This is a genomic window from Nostoc sp. UIC 10890 (assembly GCF_054786515.1).
In genome coordinates this window covers 3,920,580-3,940,192 of sequence record NZ_JBSGKF010000001.1, presented here as the reverse complement: position 1 = coordinate 3,940,192, position 19,613 = coordinate 3,920,580, and the positions used below count along the sequence as shown (strand labels likewise).

The window sequence follows — 19,613 nt, the reverse complement described above, 5'->3', positions numbered from 1 at the left end:
CAACTCACATGCAACTCATATGCAACTTGATAAATCCTTGAGAAATTTTTTATCCAAACTAAAAAGTCATTCGTGTAAAAATGCTAGAAATAATGCTCTAGCATTTTATACGAATGACCTAAGCTGAATCGTGATTGGCTGCTTCAGCTTTGCTGTATTGTATTGTATCCCTACTCTGAAAGCTTGCTACACGTAGGTATTCCGTAGCAAAGCAAATAACTCTTTGGAATGCTACTTATATAGCAATTCTAACGACTAAACAGTGATAATTAAGAGCCTATTTCACAAATTTAGATTCTGTATTCTTCTACTTTTGATTTGAGAGAGGCAAAATGTTTTCCACCTAGTTCAATTTCACCATCTGCACACCCAGCTTTCAATCTTTCGACTAGATAATTTAAATCATGAGCTATAAAATTTGTGCCATGATCTGGTTCTATCAAACTAACTAAAGATATATCTCTTGCTTGTTTTCCAGCCAAGCTAGAAATACCCAAAAAGTTGAATACACCAGATTCATAGGTTCCACAAGGTACTGAAGGATTATGTACTCCAACACAGTATTCATTTGGTTTAAACCAATCAAATGCTGGGTAGCCATGGAAATGAACAATTGCCGCACCATCTTTAATTAATTCTGGCGTATACAAAGCCGCCGAAAGACTAATCGCCAGCATGACATAAATATCATAAGAAGGTTTCATATCTGCTAACTCCGACTGAATCACTTTAGGTAGTTGGAGATATAGCTTTTCTTTCAAACCAATTCTGATAATATCGTCAGCGATATTCAAGTCTGTTTTATTTGACCCTGAACGAGAACTTACAAGCCAAATATCAGGTACTTGTCTAAATACATATTCTTCTACTAACTTAATTTTGACATAGCGTCTACCTTTTTCATTTTGACGAAGTTCGTTACTACTAAAGCCCTTAACAGGTAATAGACCTTCCCACTCATTTTTAGTTAATTCTATATCTCCAAAATATTGTGGAGGTTCAGCATAAGCAACAAAGCCATAGGAGACACCTGTCCTACCGTTTATAATGACGCTGACAATATCTCTGTGAGATTTTCTTTTGATAACTTCATCTAACTTAAAACCAGGTGGGAATAAACCTGTCGATGCTAATTCTTGACCCAGTTTTACTAATTTGGGAGCGTAGATAGATTCTTTAGGATTATATTGTCCTAGCTCAAATCGGCTCAACAAAAGTGGTGCGATCGGTACAAAAACTTTAGGGATTAGTGATTTCAAGACAAACCTATCTATCTCATTTTTAGAGAAAATAGAGTCTGAAAGATTCATGTTCAATATAGAAATTTTATCAGATGATACTCCAACAACAATCTCTGAAAATGTTCTAATTAAAGTATTTAAACCAATATTTATTTTCTGTTTATACGGAATAAGAGGGTTGATAAAATCATGATCTATGTCAGTAATTGTAATTACTTGTGTCTTACTAGGATTATCAACATATTTAGCTGCATGATCCTCAGCCCAACTACTTAGTCGAGCCATTTTGATAACAGGTATTTTGCGACCATTTAAAACGAATTTAGAATAAAATTGATAGAGAGCCTCTGCTGCAAAAATACCAACTTTTCTTAGAATTGAATGAGGTATTTCTACATCAATAATTGCATTAACTTCTGACTTAACTCCTTTGAATTTGAAGTTCTTACTTTTGTTAATTACTGGAATTGTTAGGTCATAGTTAAATTCTGCGATCGCTTCTTCCCAAGTTAACACTTTAACCCCATAATTGATCAGCTTAACCTCCAATTCTTGGCGGAATTTCAAAATTTCTTGATTGTTGTAACTATTAGGCAAAGGTTTAAATGTAACTATCAGTTTTTGAGCCATAACTTTAGGATCGATAATTGGTGGCTTATACTCCACTGTTGATTGTTCTGTAAATCCCCCAATTAGACGACCAATGGTTTGTAAGTTGAGTCCTTGACTTAAAGGAACACACTCTAAGTCAGCAGCTACATCCATCTCGTGCAAAAATGCCACAATCTCTGCTTTACAAGCGACTATCTCTGCTTGCATTTCTAATGTGATGACTCCCTTTGGTGAGCGAATCTTTAATTTGTCGTTATCAACCCATAAATGAACACCTTGTTCAGTAAGATTTGCGACAAGTTTTGATGCGTTCATTGTATTAGAATCTCCTAATTGGTTCAAAATATTCATTAAGTAGTCATTGGTCATTGGTACATACGGCGGGACGTAAAAACCAATGCCACGTTAAAGGGTGAGAGTAGTATCTAAAGGATTAATGACTCTCGCATTGCGGTTTGATTTCTTAGCCTCTCAATTGAGCAATGAATAGTCTAGTGCCGCAAGGCGTAATTCGTAATTCGTAATTCGTAATTCGTAATTCGTAATTCGTAACTAATTGTTTGCAAGGGTTTTAGACATTTAAAATGGGTGGCTTATTTACGTAGTGCGGTACTAGTTGGGCGTTAAACTAGAGTCTAAATTTAAATTGCAAATCTCAAGAATATAAGACATAAAGTTATTGACAAGAGTCTCCATAGTATTCTGACTAATTGAAGGTTCAGAAAAGACAAAATTCAACAGCATTTTTCCTTGAAAAGTTGAGGCGTGGATAATAAAAACACCTGCATACAAAGCATGGGAACCAGCAAAACTGATCTCTTCTAGTTCAAATTCACCGTAATGTTTCGGAATATTGACTCTGCCAACATTAGAAACAGACACCGTGGCAGCTACTTGCCTGGGATAAACAAAACAAAAATCTATAAGATTCTTGGCAATCAAAATCATTTTAAAGAGATCACCAGATTTTTTACTAACTTCAAGCTTTTGTTTTACCTCGCGGGCTAATTCCCATAAGGACGTATTTTTTTCTATGTTATGAAATTCCATGATAGAGGAGGCTAATACAGCCATGTGATTATCACTGATTACTGGTTCGATAAGTCTCCTCAAATCAAAATATGATAGGCAATTTACTCGTATATTTTTTCTATTCCCTTTAATTATTTTTCTCCCTATTGTAAACATCATTACAGCGCATAATGCACTATGTACTGTTGTATTTTCTTGCCGACAATGATTGACAAACTTTTGGGTTAAATCTTGGTCAAGTTGTCTGTGGATAATGTTGCAGCGACGCTTTGCAATAGATACGTACTTTTCAAAACCTAATGTTTTTGGTCGATTCCAGATTTTTTTAAATCCAAGCTGCAACAAAAATATAATGCTGCTTATCCTACCTCTAAACCCTTTAGTCCATTCGGGTATTAATTCTTCGATGGGTGGAAGCGGAGTTAAGGTAGCAACTGGATTGATTGGTTCGCCAGACACAATTTTTTGGCAACAAGTCAATATTTCGGAGTGAAGTTGGATGGATGATAAACCATCTGCGATCGCATGGTGTATTGTTGTAATTAGGTAAGTTATGTGCTTATCACCCAAAAGATGCACAAGAACCACTCGTAGCAAACCTTTGCTACTATCAATTCCTTTGTTCATCTCTTCATAAACCACTTCTTCCCACTGCTGATTATTTGACTGCCTTACAACCCGTAAAGCAATCTTTGCGGTTCCTTGATTTTGAAAACTGAGACTATTCTTAGAACGAACAATTTGAGAATTTAGACGAGGGTGACGAAACTGAATCACGTCTAAAGCTTGTGTTAGAGTTTCTTCGCAGATATAGCCCTTGATACGACTAATAGTTACTATGTTCCAGGTTTTAGCACGGCTATTTAAGATTTCCATAGCTTGCTCGATTCGTCCCAGTTTTCTGTTGTAAATCATATTTACTTTTGATTTGTTCTAACGACTGATGTTTGCAAGCCTAGTTTCTATGGAGGTTGTCATTATTTAACAACCTGTAGAGTAAGCTTTGCTAAAACCTGGATATATTCATAGTTTCAAACTATCAAAGTTTTGTTATGTAAATTTTTCAAGGAACAGCTTTGACGTTCAAATCTCAAAAATCTCTGACTGCGAAGCTTTAGATTCTTCGGCTAAACGCTGGGATAATGTTTCAATAGTGGGGTAATGCCACAATAGAATTGGAGATAGCTCAAAACCAAACAATTTCTCCGCTTTGCTAACAAGAAACATTGCCTGCGCTGACTCTAAACCGTAACTATCTAAAGGCTGACTAACATCTATATCTTTGGGTTCAACTCCTAACTGCTCTGCAATATGAGATACTAACCAAGCTTGAATTTCTTCTGCGGTATAAGACTGCTTTTTAGTTGTCTCAGGAGTAGACTGACTCATTTACACACCTCTGAAGTAAAAGGAATTGGATATGTAGCATTTCTAAATAGGATATGAACAAGCTAAAAACCTATAATTCTTGTTCATAGCATCAATAGGATTGCTATACTTGCTAAAATTTCAGAAAGTTGAAGCTAGGAGATACTAGAAAATGTTTTCACTTTCGCTACTGCTTCATATCTGTAAGACTTACGCAAACAATAGCCAAAATAATGATTTTCAGTTAGGGGCAGCTTTGCATCTACATTGATTACCCCTACAGCCTATAGTTTTGCGTAAGTCCTAATCTCTTAAGCGCACATTGGGCTATATACAATTTGTCAACTAATCAGCGACCCGAATGCGAATATCACCCTGCACAATGCATTGACAAGCTAGGCGAATATTGGGATTCTCTGGAGCCAACACATCAAGCAAAATCTGTTCTTCATCCATCACAGGAGTTAGATTTTCCATCCCACTTACAACTTCTATGAGGCAGGTTCCGCAAGCAACGCAACGACAACCAAATAAAATTGAACTAGGATGATCATCACAAACCTTAGTTAAGCGTTGGTTTGCTTCAACTTGAACTGTTTTTTGATCGTCTTCAAAATGAATAGATACTATCATTTCTCAACTCACTAGGTTCAGGAAATAGGGTTAGCAGATTTAGCAAACCTTAGGCAACTTCAACAACTTTTTGAATTTCCTTAATTGCTAGAGCATCCTTGTAACGCTGATAGCGATTACCTAGCTTAGTTGTATTTAATTCCAATCCCAGTTCTTGTATCAAACGCTCTAGCTGCTGAGATTTGTATTGCCAACTCTTTTGTTCCATGTAACCAATGATATTGCGCCACTTTGAACTCACCTTTCTCCAAGAATCAAGTAGTTGATTTATATCTACCTGCTTATCAGCTAATTCAGGATGCTTCAGAGACATACTTAGCGAATTCAGCCCAACTCTAACATCAGTTAACATGATTCCTTGCACAGTCAGGTCTAACTTCTCCAAATAAGTTGTGAAACTAGCACTAATGTAATCTTCCACAATTAGCTGTATGAAATATCGAATGAAATCTTGACCCTCAGGAGAAGCAGCCCTATATAGTTCTACTCCTAAATCAAATGATGTTGTGTAATGACGTGCTTCATCTGTTAAATGACCCTGATTCAATTCAACAGCTAATGGTTCATAATTAAAGTTTTCAGGGGAATCAAATAAAAAAGCTTCGCTTTTTTTTAACTCAACATTAGCCATATATCGATAAAGTAGAGTCAAACTACCCAAGCCAATTTCTTGAACTATTTGGGCAGGTAACATCCTCATGGCATCCCCAATCATGAACCGTAAAGTTCGATATGTAAAATTTTTGCCTCGCTGCTGCGTCTGCTCGACAATCTTTTTAAGAAAGCTTTTCCCCTTTTGAAGATTCAACAGAGTTTCATTTAAATCTTCATCAAAAGTAAAACGGGTATCAAAGTTATCAAAATCTGATTGAGGTATTGCACCAACAGTTCCATAGAAAAAACTAGGCTCATCAAATGAACTTTGAATTCCTATTTCTCGACAGACCATACTATATACAGTTCTAAAAGACCAAATATGATCCATTTCTTCATTAGTTTCCTGATGAAGAATCATAAATTCATCCGAGTAGGAAGCAAAAACTTTTTCAGCAACACTCATATTGGATATGAGAGACTGATATTCGCTATTGGCAACATACTTGTAAAAGTTAGCAAAAAATGTCGCAGATAAAATTGACATTTGACGAGCATTAAAGGAAAGTAAATACTCACAAATGGGTACGGGTAAAGGAAGCATTCCCGGATGAGAGTAGAGTTTTTCTCCTTTAATTCCCTGCTTGCTCATCGCTATAGCAACAGTTTTTAATTCTAAGGGATGAGTATGTGCCTGCTCGAAAAGCTTATTTTGGATCTTGGGAATTCGATTATCAATTTTAACAGTGCTCATCTGATTTTCCCCCTTTAATTAGCAGTAGATGGACGATATTCAGTGTAATAAGCTGGCATTTGTAAACCCTGGATTTTCAAACTTTGCATCCGGTATAAAAATGCCGCTCCGGTCATAATGTGGTTGGCAATATCAACGACTTGACGATTATTTGATTCAGATAAATAAGAACCTCTAACCCAGTCATTGAAGCTGCCCATAGCTGGCCCACACCAAATTTGATAATCCATTTCCCTACCTTTTTCCCCAAAGTTAGACCAACGAGATGATAATCCCAGATACCAGCGGAAAATTAGAGCCATCTTCAGTTTGGGATTATTAACAGCTTTGGTTAATTTATCGGGATTGCGTTGAGATAAATAATTAACTGTTTCTTCCCAAACTGTTTCCAAACTCTTTCGCAAAACTTGTTTTTCTAATTTCTCTCTTTCTGCTAGTGGAATATCTTCAATTGAGTCATAGTTTTTGTATAACTCAAACAGTTTTTGTGCTCGCAAAGGAAAGAGAGTTCCTCTTTTGAGAACTTGGAGTTTTACCCCCATTTCAAACATATCTGCTGCCGGAGCCATCATTACATCAGCCATCTCGGCTTGAGCCAGCAATTGTTTAGTATGTTGAGAAGTTCCAGCTTCAATACAAGACTGGTTAATTGAGCCGGTTACAACATAAGCAGCCCCCATCATAAAGGCAGCTAATGCTGATTGTGGCGTAGCAATTCCTCCTGCTACTCCGACTCTGACTGGTTTTTCATAAGAAAATTTTCTTTGAATTTCATCTCTCAATTCCAAGATAGATGGTAAAAGACAAATCAAAGGACGATTATCTGTATGACCACCAGAATCAGCTTCTACAGTAATATCATCAGCTACAGGAATTTTTTCAGCTAGACTTGCTTGTAATTCACTAATAAGACCTTGCTCAACTAATTGTTTTAAGATTTTTGTGGGAGCAGGTTGTAGAAATTTAGTTGCAACTTCTCTCCGAGAAATTTTGGCAATAATTTTATTTTTTATTTCGATTTGATTGGCTGTATTCAAACCAAGTCCGGCAGCGCGGTAGTAAACAATGTTGTCAGTCAAATCGAGGAAGGCGGAAGCTTCGATTGTTCTTACCTGATATTTAAGATACAAATCAACAACACCGCGTTCAATAGCAGGTTCACTGGGACTGTGGAGTAAGTTAAATGCGTAAGGCCCTTGGGGTAAAGCTTGTTGAATATGGTTAATGGCTGCTTCGACGCGAGCAGGAGATAAGCCACCAGCACCAAATGAACTTAAGATTTTCTCTTTACCAAGGGCAATTACTAGTTCTTCAGAAGCAATTCCTTGAGCCATTGCGCCCGTGGCATAAGCGTATTTTACGCCATGAAAGCTAAGAAAAGTTGGATCACCTAATTGTCGAATTGATAACGGTGGAACAGCTATTAATATTTCTATATTTTCAGATTTTTCTTGGTTGTAATGATATAAATAGCCTTCATTAGTTGCGCCAATTTTTCCTTCGACCCTAATAATATAACAAGGTTTTTCTAAATTTAGCAATTTAGATTTTATGCCTTTCTCGTTAAAAGATACAGAATCTAAAGCACCTTGCCAAGCTTGATTTTGATGGTAAGAAAAGTCTGATACTTTCAGATAATTACCATTTTTGTTGAGTATATTGTTTGCGCCTATCATCTTTTTCCTGCTCCAGTCAGATAATGTAGTTGCATAGTATGAAAAGTTTTTATTCAAATAACCTTTGATAACAAGCCATTTGCAACTGAATTATGGCGCTGATTTGCTTTAGTGACTCCTGTCGTGCTTGTAAAAAAACAGCATGGGTTTTGGTCATACGAGAAGCATTCTCACTTAGCTTTTGATAGTAAGGGCTACGTAAATTGAGACAATGGGGTTCGTCAATAACATGAGAAACTGTCAAACTAGAAGTCAGAATGGATTGATAATTTTCCTGTTCTGTTATCCAAGTTTCGTTATTTTCTGATTTCTCTACAGTTTCTAAATTACGCTCTTGTAGCAATAGCCGAGTCGATTCTCTAACATTTTTAAGACCTTCTTGCTGTTGGATATGTTCTGTATTTCTAGAGGTATTGACAGGACTTGTAATTGTAGTTTGAAACAAAGAAGAATTCATTTGTGCTAATTCCTTAAAATCTGGTAGTTTATGCTGCTTTTGATTAGCAGTGTAAATGGGATGGCTAAAAGATATATGTTGAAGTTTTTCTTGTTTATTATTGTTCAAAGATGTGTAATTAATCTTGCTACTGTCTAAGGTTAAAAATCTCCCCCTAGAATTGTTTTTCTGGGAACCTTTTGGTTCTTGAGAATATAGTGGTGATAAATCTAAATTAACCCGATGACTGAGGAGTTTTGCTAAGGCTTTGATAATAGAAGTATGATCGTCTACACCTCTTTTATTAAGAGATACCGTGATCTGTTCTTTTGCCTTGAGGGTTTTATCAATCCATCTGGAACAGTTACTACCAGCACCTACTTCGAGAAATATTTTGAAGCCATCTTCATAGACACGGTTAATTAGCTGAGGAAAGTTAAGCTGTTGACAGATGTTTTGAGCAATATTGCGAGCTATTGAATGACTGTCAAGGTCAATTGGTTTATACTCAGCTGTGGAATAAAAAATAGTTTCTGATTTATTTTGGCTAGGGAATGTATTTAATCTCACAAGTTCATGGTATTCAGAGCGCATTGCTTCGCAATGGATGACATGGGTGAAGGGAGCAAGAAAAGCATCACAATTTAGATTGGCAATTACCCGCTTACAAGCTTCTATCTCACCAGCAATCACGACTTCTTCTGGAGTATTAATTAAAAGTAAATAGACGCGATCTTCATCTTGGATGGCTTCCTGAACACGAGATACTGGACATATAAGAATATAGTTGCGCCAAAAATCTCCGCTTTTATCATCCTCTCCTTGAGGTAATCCCCAATATTCGCGCACAGCATTTTTGGAACCAGATAGCCTTGTCTTAAACAGAGGAGATGAGTTAAAGCTCTTACTATTATCTAGAAACTCAGTCCAGACACCTTGAGCCAACATCATGCTAATCTCGCCCAAGCTATAACCAAAAGCACATTGGGGCTTGATCTGAAAATAATTGCTCAGAGTTGCCGTCAAAAGTGTGGCAAAGAGCATTTCTAATTCGAGTATTGCTACTGAATCGTTAATCAATTCCTTTTCAAGGGCTTCCAGTTGACTATTTGAAAATTTTTCTAAACTTCGAGGGTAGACAAGTTTTTCTATATTCGCGAGACGGTTGTAACCACTTTTGATGAGCAGATGATCGTAAAGTTGAGGAAATAAACGAAATAGATTCCGACCTATTCCGAGATAAGCACTAAAGGCTGCTGGATAAACGAAAGCGATTTTACCTTTTTGCCCAAGTGGTTTTGCTGTAAAATAGCTGCCTAGAGGAGTTTGCCAGTCTTTACCTGTCTTGAAGGCATCGGGAATACCCTTGAGGGAGTGCTGAATTTCCCGTTGCAATTCCTCTTGATTGTGTCCGAGAATGGCTACAGCATAAGTTGCCTGTTGACGCTGTTGAAAAGCTGTAAAAGTCTGTCTAGCAGCGTCAGATAGGGAAGAAGAATTTTGAATCGTTTGCTCAAGAGTGCGGATTTCGTCTAATAAAGTTGATTGATCATCAGCTGCGATCGCAAATACATAATAAGGCATTTGCTCTAAATATCGGCTGCTGTGATCTCTCTGATTTGGTTCCTCTGACAAAATTAAATGTGCGTAACTCCCATCTATCTCCATCCCATTAATCGCAGCTATTCTTCTGGTAGCTCCTTTTTCTAAAAACCAGGGTTTTGATTCAGAAGCGACATAAAAAGGACTACCTTGCCAAATCTCTGGCGTTTTGGGACTAGACCATTGGGGAACCGCAGGAATATAGCGGTGATATAAACAGAGTGCTGTTTTAACCAGACTGACTATTCCCGATGCAGTATGTGTATGACCAATATTGGCTTTGACACTACCGATCGCACAAGTTAAATTTGGTTCAAATGTGCGATAAGCTGTGAGCAAACCTTGAATTTCTGACTCATCTTGCTGGGGAATTCCACTACCAACAACTTCCAAATAGTTGATATCTTTCGGTTTGATGTCTGCAAGATGAAAAGCCTGTTGACAAACTTGTGTTACCGGATTTGGGGACTGGGGATTGAGGATTAGGGGCAATGGGGATTGGGAATTGGAGACGCTATTTGTTGAATTTTTCAAGAGACTAAGAGCGTCAATGGTTGCATATATGCGATTGTTCTCTTGTTTTGCTGTTTCGTGGAGCTTCAATACTACAGCCGCCGCACCCTCACCTACTATCCAGCCATTGGCATTCTGGTCATAACTGAGAGTATTCACGCCTGTGTTAACTTTTGTTATTTGATTTCGTCGTAAAACACTAGCGCCATCCCCAGCAAGCTCGATTGCACCGACTAAAACAGCATCTACTTCTCTGATTGTGAGTAGTTTTTGTGCAAGTTCTAAGGCTTTAAAAACAGTATTGTGTTTGGCAATTAATGTGAATGCAGGGCCAGCAAAATTCCATAGTTTGGAAATATAATTAGCCAGTCCATTTTCGATGTAACTTGGATATTGATTATCTTGTTCGATGGCTTCCAATTGCTCTGTTTTCGGAAGTTGATCCAGAGTTAGTTCTGTAGCAGTAGCAATGATTATTGCTATTCTTGTCCCTTGAGGAAGTGCCGCATCTTTGAGGGCATTATCAGCTACCTGAAGCATCAATAGTTCTTGAGAATTAAAATTGTCTGCTTCTTCTGGCGGTATTTCCAAATCTAAAGCATCAATCTCAAAATCTTTGATGTATGCGCCTAATGGTAATGCACCGTCGGCAAAACCATAGTTTTTCAGCAACTTTTCTTGTGCTTCTATTGCTTGCAATCGCTGAGGAGGGATGGGAATAAAATGCTGAGTTCCTTCATAAATACTGCGTTCAAAGGCATCTAATCCTTTGCAGTCACCACCAAAATAGCAATCCATTCCCACAATTGCTATTTTAGGAGTTTTATTTTTTGCAAATTCTTCCATCACCTATCTCCTCAAGCTGATATATAAATTTTTGAGTTGCTGATTCCCGATATCTGGAAAACCTCTCTCCTTTAAGCCCACGGTGTCTGAAATGCTGATTAATCGAGGTTTTACCCCACCCTAACCCTCCCCTTGCAAAGGGGAGGGAACAAGATTTTCCGGTTTCCCCCCTTTACAAGGGGGGATTAAGGGGGGTAATTCTACACCGTAGCTCCTGGACTTTGAATTTCTTACCTGGGGTTAGGAAGCTGTTCCAAATTAAGTGAAAATTTAGGCTAATTCCTAGTTAAATTTCATCTAATTGCTTGGGTAAAATAGTTCCCTTTGCTCCAAGCATTCGGGTATATATTTGTCCTTGCTGATTATGGGCGATGACATCAACCACTAGACCCGATTCTGTTTTAGATTTTATTTCACAAGAAACATAAAATGTTTCATCAAAGGGGACAGCTTCAAACTGTTCAAAAGTTTTGATTTCCGAAGGTAAACAAGCTACCTGATAAAAATGCTGTGCCCAAATCCAAAATGCATGAATCTGCACATCTGCAATATAGGGATTAAATGTTTGGACTGGGAATTGTCCTTGTTGTCTTTTTGCTGGTTCTGGCAAGTAGCATTCTATGGTTATCTTATCCAGAGTGGCATTTAAGACAGATTTTACACCTTGAAAAGTAAGTCCGTGAAATAAGGTAGCTGCCCCATTTTGATAAAGTGATGAAGTCGTAGCGGTGATTCTATGATCCTGGCTTAAGTTCAGAAATTCGAGTGTAGGGGTACTAGGAACTTGCCGCTTCAGTTTCATCTGGCTACTGAAATGATAACGGATTTTACCTTCTGGAGTTTTACTCCAAATTTTGGCATCGAAATCTATTTCATTGATATCATGTTTAGCAATTTCTTGCAATTCTAAAGTGTATTCAGTTTGTAAATTTTCATCGAAGATTAGTCCCTTCAAAACTTTATAATTTGTACAACTGAAAGCTTTGTAACCAGGATAGATTTGTTCACAAGCATTAGCAATCCATAATAGTCCACAAGTTGCTGGTAGAACTGGATAACCAGCAATTACATGGTCTTGTAAAAAGGGATTAGCAGCTAATGTGAGTTGCCGCTGGATACGAAAATTTCTCAACTCACTTGGTAGCCTTTCTGGGATAAACACCAGGGGGCTACCAATCACAACTTGCACAGTTTCTTGATTTTTACTAGCTAATTCATCAACTAAAAATTCTGTGCCAATTTCAATCGGAATAGTCTCGATATTTCGTTCAGCAAAAGCTTGCTTTAATTCAGGAGAAACCATACCACTGTCCCAAGGGCCCCAATTAATCGCTACTACATGAGAATGGGGATGGTTGAGTTTGACAAGGTGGGCTGATTTGTTGAGAATTTCATTTGCGATCGCATAATCTGTCTGTCCGACATTTCCGTAGAAACCAACTACAGAAGAAAATAGGACTAAATAATTCAATTGATTGGGTGGTACACACCGCAACAGGTTTTCTAGACCTTTAACCTTGGCAGTGTAAACTGTTTCAAAATCTTGGACTGATTTTTTCTCAATCCGCTTATCAGCCAGATTACCAGCCCCGTGAATAATTCCTGTCACTGGGCCGAAACGCTTCACAGCATTAGCAACTTGTTCAGAAAGCGCGATCGCATCAGTCACATCAACATTCAAATATTCGGCTTTCCCACCCGCTTGTTTAATGGCTTGTAAGGTTGTGGCAATTTCCCGACTAGATGAAATAACGTTAAACTTTTTCTGCACCATTGCAGGTGTGGGTTTTTCGCCTCTAGCCAAGAAATCCTCCATAATCCGCTTTTTCAAATCAGCTTCACTCAAGTAACCTTCAGTCCACACGGGTTCTGGATCGGCGGCGGAACGACCTAGCAAGATAAATTTGCATTGATAACGTTGCGCTAGTTTGATCGCACACTGAGCCGTTATCCCTTTAGCACCGCCACTTACGAGAAAAACCGATTGGGAATGGGGGATTGGGTACTGGGGATTGGGTACTGGGGATTGGGAAAATTCTTCCCCAGTCCCTAATTCTTGTTCACATATTAAGGTTGATCGTCCTTGTGAGTTATATCCTACTTCCGCAACCAATAGATTGGGATCATGAAGTTCAGCGAGAATATGCTGTGCTGATATTTCGGCATCTAAATCAGGATTGAGGTCGATCGCTCGACAAAATACAGATTCCCATTCCTGGTTCAAACTTTTAGTGAGTCCAAATAGTCCAGCACCAATTGCACCGAAGTTAGTTTTGTGTCCTAGTCCGAATTCGCCATCCAGACGAGCCACAGTTACAAAACTACTGCGTCCTTGAAGTGCTGCTTGATTCAGTGGTTCCTTGAGATATTTGGCGATGAGAAAGACATGGCGAAGAATAGCTTTTTCTGATTCCAGATAGCGGACATTCTTGCTTGTATCTTCGTGATTTGAGGGATTTAGATGGATAAATGTAGCGATTTGTCCATAATTATTAGCGATCGCTGTTAACTGTTCTTGCAAATGCTCCTCGCTCAAATCTGCAAGCACCACACGGCTAACCCCTTCAGGTAAAGCAGATTGCTTAGGAATCACAGTTGAGGGAAAAGTTAAGACAACAGTCTTCCAGCCACGCTTTAACAGAGTCTCAGCTAGTTTCGTCGTGGTGAGAGAACCATCATCAGTAAGCAAGGCAATATGCTGATCTGGGAACGTGAAATCTAAAAAATCAGGTTCAGGAAGATATTTGAGTTTGACAGGAGAGCGAAGAATTCGGGATTGGGTACTGGGGATTGGGGATTGGGTATTGGGTATTGGGGATTGGGTACTGGGTATTGGGGATTGGGTATTGGGTACTGGGGATTGGGTACTGGGTAATGGGGATTGGGAAAACTCTTCCCCAGTCCCTAGTCCCCAGTCCCCAGTCCCCAGTCCCTTCTCTATATATGCAACAATTTGTCCGAGGGTATGAAGTTGGGCTAATGCTTCTGAATTCAGCTTGGGTAAATCAGGATATAGTTCTAGCAACGCTCCTAGAATTTCCACAAGTTTGACGCGATCAATTCCCAAATCTGTCTCAAGATCCATTGATAAATCTAACATCGTCATCGAGTAGCCAGTTTTTTCACTCACGACGTTGGAGACAATGTTAGTAAGCTCTGGAGATGAAGGGGGTGAGGGGGGTGAAGGGGATGAGGGGGATGTTACTGTTACTCCCCCATCACCGTCATTTCCCCCATCTTTCCCATCTCCCCCAGTTTCATCAACAGGTGCGTTGACAAGGCCCACCGCAGGGATCGCTGCTGAGATTTCTGATGCAATTTTCCCCATATACTCAGCTATTTGACCGAGGGTGCGTAGCTGTCCCACTTCTTCGGGATTCGGTCTGGGCAAATCGGGATATAGTTCTAACAACGCTCCGAGAATTTCCACACGTTTGATGGAATCAATCCCCAAATCTGCCTCGATATCCATTGTCAGGTCTAGCATCTCCGTTGGATAGCCTGTTTTATCACTAACAACGTTAATCAGAGTTTCGCTCAGGATGGCTTGATCAATGATTACTGCTGGGGGTGGGGGTGCTACTGGTTCTGTGGGTATTACTGGTTCTGCGGGTATTACTGGTTCTGTGGGTATTACTGGTTCTGCGGGTGCTGGGGGTACAAACGCTACAGTTGCACTCTTATTCTCCTCTAATGGATTAATATCCAAAACTGCTGCTTGATGATGTGCGCCATTACCATTTGTGCCATTACCATTAGTCGAAACTGGCTCAGATTTAGTGGCAAAACCGTTACTCAGTACATCAACCAATGCAGTTTCCAGAACAGAGTTATCCTTTTGGGTTGGTGGAACTACTGGACTAGGTTGATAGTTAATTGGCGGTATCAGACTTGTACTGCTGGGCGACTGTTCATAATGTCGCTGGAGCAATTGGAAAAAGTTGTTAGTGTATTCTTGCTGATGGTTCAGATATTGCTCATGGATGCGGATGCTATCAGCTTGATGGTCGTGAAACCGCATGATGCTGCGTTCTGAACTAGAGACTACTAATTGCTGTGTTTGTGTTTGTGGCTCGCTGAATTTACCATTTCCCCACAACGCATGTTGTTGCTGCATGAGTTGGAAAAAGGTTTTGGTATATTCTGTCTGATGGTTCAAAGATTGTTCATGAACCTGCAAGATATCATGTTGATGGCGATTGAACTCTATTAATGTGTACTCTAAGTTGTCTATAGCTCTTAGGTAACTTAGAGGAAGTTCTGGAATAGGTTGCAAAGACTTGATATCTAGTTGATCTGATTGCCCATTCTGCACAGATTTCACTCCACCATTGACTGCGACTTTCTCTGCTGGATGAGAGGGGTTAGGTATTACTGGTTTATTGCCATTTCCAACGGTGGATTGACCGTTGACTGCAACTTTCTCTGCTGGATAAGAGGGGTTAGCTATTGCTGGTTTATTACCATTGCCAACGGTGGATTGACCATTGACTGCAACTTTCTCTGTTGGATAAGAGGGGTTAGCTGTTACTGGCTTATTGCCATTTCCAACGGTGGATTGAGCGTTGACTGCAACTTTCTCTGTTGGATAAGAGGGGTTAGGTATTGCTGGTTGATTACCATTCGCAACAGTAGATTTCACTTGATGCCCATTTTGCATAGCCTTTTCAAAGGACTGCTTTGTTTTTTCCGATACATAGTTGGTGCTATTTAAGCGGACATTCAAGACCTTATTTGGAGAAGCTTCTGGGATTTTGTACTCCAGTTGATAGGGGTCTAAGTTTTGCAAAGGTAATCCAGCAACGCGCAATTGAATAACAGCTTGCCGTAAAGTGCGATCGCTATCTTTGAGATGACTGGTATTTAAAGCTACTGCTAAATGAGGGCGATCGCTCAGAATATCTTTTACCAAGTTGGTGAGAACACTCCTCGGCCCAAATTCAATAAAGCAATGACCGCCTTCAGCATAAATATTCTCAATTTCCTGCTTAAACAACACCTGATTCCTCAGATGTTCTTTGAGGACTTTTTGAATAACTTGCGGGTCATTGGGGTAACGCTTTCCGGTCACATTGGTGTAAACCGGGATTTGTGGCTCGTTGAAAGTAACTTTTTCAATAGCTCTGGCAAAGGGTTGCTGTGCATAAGCTACTAGTGGAGTATGGAAAGCTGCGGAAACTCCCAGCAAGATAGTAGAGAATCCTTGAGTTTTCAGAGCCTCTTCTACATTGGCAATTTCAGCTTTCGTCCCTGCTAACACCATCTGATTTGGAGAATTCAGGTTAGCAATAGTAATCAGCGGGAAATTCTGAATCAGTTCTGTAACCTGATTAACATCCCCTTTTACCGCCAGCATGGCTCCCGCATCCAACTGCGGATCTTCTGGTGCAGCCATCGCTTGACCCCTAGCTTTGACTAAGAAAAAGTAATCTTTCTCACTCAAAACTCCCGCAGCCCAAAGAGCGGTAAGTTCTCCAAAACTATGCCCTGCCACAAAATCAGGCTTAAACCCAGCTTGTTGCAATATCTTGTACAAACCAGTGCTAAAAGCCCCAATCGCCGGCTGTGCATATTCTGTTTGCTGCAAGACTTTCATCTGGGCAGTCTTTTGATCTAAATCAAACACAGGGTTAGGGAAAACAACCTCCGAAAGGGGTTGCAAACCGTCTTGGTGTAAAAGGTTGTCAATTTGAGTATAGGTCTGCCCCAATTCTGGGAAATTAATTAAGAGTTCCCGACCCATCTCTAAATATTGCGAACCTTGCCCAGAAAATAGAGCAACCACCTTCCCCTCTGTTGCTATGCCAGTTTTGCGGTAGTAAATTCCTTGGGGATGTTCCCATGATTCTGCTTGCAACTTGTTTCTTAGCAACTCAATACTTGTTTGTAATAAGTCGCAAGCTTGAGTGAGAGAATCAGCAACAAATCCAAGTCTGGCATTTGCGATCGGAATTTCTAAAGATTGAGACGCCGAAATCAATTCTGTATAAAGTTGCTCTCCCGTATCGGATTGCAATTGCTGTCCAATTTCTTGACAACGCGACAACAATTCTTCAGGCGTTGACGCAAATAGCAACACCGGCTGGGAAGGTTTGTGTAAACGATAAGGTTGTTGATGTTGACTTGTGTATTCTTCCAAAACGACGTGATAATTTGTGCCGCCAAAGCCAAAAGAACTTACCCCTGCACGTCTTGGTTGCTCATCGCTGCTAATCCAAGGTCTAGTTTCCGTATTTAAATAAAATGGGGAACTATCAATATCTAATTTAGGATGCGGTTTGGTGACATTAATGGTGGCTGGTAAGACTTTGTGGTGGAGAGCCAAAGCCGTTTTAATCAAACTCGCCGCACCCGCAGCCGCTTTTGTATGTCCAATCTGTGATTTAACAGTTCCGAGGGCAATATGTTGTTTTTTGGGATTGTTTTCGCCAAAAACTTCTTTTATCGATGAAAATTCGGCTGGATCTCCAGCCATAGTGCCAGTGCCGTGTGCTTCAATCAAACCAACACTGGTAGGTGAAAATCCGGCATCTTCGTAAGCACGATGTAAGGCTCTGACTTGACCTTCAGGACGCGGTGCATAGATGCTTTTATAACGGCCATCGCTAGAAGTGCCAATACCTTTGATGACTGCATAGATTCGGTCATTATCTCGCTGGGCATCCTCAAGGCGCTTCAGGACTAACATTCCCACACCTTCACCCAGCATCATCCCATCTGATTCGGCATCGAATGGTTTGACATTCTCACCTTGGGAAACAGCAGGAGTTTTGCTGAAACACATATAGGCCATAATTGAGTTGTCGGTGTCAACTCCGCCAGTGATCATCATATCGGCTCGATGCTCAATTAGCTCACTAATTGCCATTTTGAGCGCACCCAATGAACTTGCACAGGCGGCATCGACTACACAATTAGTTCCACCCAAATCTAAGCGATTGGCAATTCTTCCTGTAACTACATTTGCCAGCATACCGGGGAAGGCATTTTCATCCCACTGCACGTATGCACTTTTGATTTTCTCAATGATTTTTTGTGTATCCTCATCGGATAAGCCACTGCCTTTGAGAACTTTTTCCCAAACTGGGTACTGCATTCTCGCAGTCAGTGGAACCGCCAACTGCCTACCTAGCGCTACACCTAAGATTACACCGGTGCGTTCACGACTAAACTGCTTAGATTCGCCGTAACCGGCATCTTCCATCGCTGCTTTCGCAACAAGTAAACCTAGCAATTGCGAAATGTCTGTGACTTCTAGGCTGTTGGGTGGCAGGCCAAATTCCATCGGATTGAAATTGACATCCGGGATAAACCCGCCTCTTTTACAGTAGGTTTTATCAAACGCTCTGGGATTAGGATCATAATAATCCTCTACATTCCAACGCGAAGCGGGAATATCAGTAATACAATCAACTTTGTGAATAATTGTTTCCCAATATTCCTGTAAATTTTTCGATTGGGGAAATATAGAAGCCATCCCGATAATGGCAATATCGGTTTTTTGCCGATGTGTATTTATTTCGCTGGTTAGTGGTGCATTGTCAACCATAACTTTTTTCACCTGTATGAGCTTGATTAGAGCCTGTTCACAATTGCTCACTTCTTCTTGCAACTGTGCCAAAACAGCTTCAATTCTAGAAGCAGCCATGACTTTATCTTTACTATTGGATTTATAAGATGTAGAGATTTTTATAAAAATATTACCTCTACAAAAAAGGTAGATTCGATCGGCTTTTAGAAAGAATTAGGGTTATAGATGATGACTGATATGCTTTGAGTTAAAGATTCAAGAGTTATAACCCTGAATGGAAGAGATTGTAATGGCGATATTGTGAAGTCTAAATGTATAATTCCGACTTCTTTGTTGGACTATTTCACGTATCTGAAAATCTCTTTAAATTAGAGATGAATTCAACGTTAAAACATAAATTATTGATCCAGGGCTATTTCGTTCTAGACATAAACTGCCCATAACTTAAGTTTCCGGCTAATAACTATAGTTTGTTAAAACAGACTATAATCTTTTCTTAGCCGTCTTTAGACGAATTTCGCTATTAGACTCAGAATTCATTCTGAGGCGGACTAGATGAGAATAAAATAGCCCTGGTTGTTGATCAGTTTTAGCTTGGATAGTTTCATCCAGAAAACTTATCCTACTCCGTGTTATCCTATCAACGGTTGCTTGTCCTGAATATTAAACTAGTCGCTTCTCCATTTCAATTGATATGCAACTTACATACGACGAGATAAGTGTTACCACATCAAATATTGTCAAACACAACTTTGTAGGTAACTTCAAATTAACA

At 39.6% G+C, this 19,613-nt stretch carries 8 protein-coding genes; all 8 read right to left on the bottom strand.

Going from position 1 to position 19,613, the window contains the following annotated elements; genetic code table 11:
- Positions 1-290: 290 nt before the first annotated feature.
- Positions 291-2,168 carry a TubC N-terminal docking domain-related protein gene (locus ACWATR_RS16045; RefSeq protein ID WP_460340445.1) on the bottom strand — a complete coding sequence of 626 codons (1,878 nt, stop codon included), beginning with the start codon at positions 2,166-2,168 and terminating at the stop codon, positions 291-293.
- A 297-nt stretch (positions 2,169-2,465) separates the two neighbouring features.
- Positions 2,466-3,800 carry a phthiocerol/phthiodiolone dimycocerosyl transferase family protein gene (locus ACWATR_RS16040; RefSeq protein ID WP_460334212.1) on the bottom strand — a complete coding sequence of 445 codons (1,335 nt, stop codon included), beginning with the start codon at positions 3,798-3,800 and terminating at the stop codon, positions 2,466-2,468.
- A gap of 168 nt (positions 3,801-3,968) precedes the next feature.
- Positions 3,969-4,274: a phosphopantetheine-binding protein gene (locus ACWATR_RS16035; protein WP_069074437.1), complete on the bottom strand. Its 306-nt coding sequence runs from the start codon at positions 4,272-4,274 to the stop codon at positions 3,969-3,971.
- Positions 4,275-4,598: 324 nt separating this feature from the next.
- Entirely contained in the window at positions 4,599-4,886 is a 288-nt protein-coding gene (locus ACWATR_RS16030) for a 2Fe-2S iron-sulfur cluster-binding protein (protein ID WP_460334208.1), read from the bottom strand.
- 49 nt (positions 4,887-4,935) lie between these two features.
- Entirely contained in the window at positions 4,936-6,234 is a 1,299-nt protein-coding gene (locus tag ACWATR_RS16025) for a hypothetical protein (RefSeq protein WP_460334205.1), read from the bottom strand.
- Positions 6,235-6,248: 14 nt separating this feature from the next.
- Positions 6,249-7,910 carry a PfaD family polyunsaturated fatty acid/polyketide biosynthesis protein gene (locus ACWATR_RS16020; protein WP_460334202.1) on the bottom strand — a complete coding sequence of 554 codons (1,662 nt, stop codon included), beginning with the start codon at positions 7,908-7,910 and terminating at the stop codon, positions 6,249-6,251.
- Positions 7,911-7,959: 49 nt separating this feature from the next.
- On the bottom strand, positions 7,960-11,307 hold the full coding sequence (locus tag ACWATR_RS16015) for a PfaB family protein (protein ID WP_460334200.1): 3,348 nt from the start codon (positions 11,305-11,307) through the stop codon (positions 7,960-7,962).
- Positions 11,308-11,593: 286 nt separating this feature from the next.
- Positions 11,594-18,955, bottom strand: a complete 7,362-nt coding sequence (locus ACWATR_RS16010; RefSeq protein ID WP_460334198.1) for an SDR family NAD(P)-dependent oxidoreductase — start codon at positions 18,953-18,955, stop codon at positions 11,594-11,596.
- Positions 18,956-19,613 lie beyond the last annotated feature (658 nt).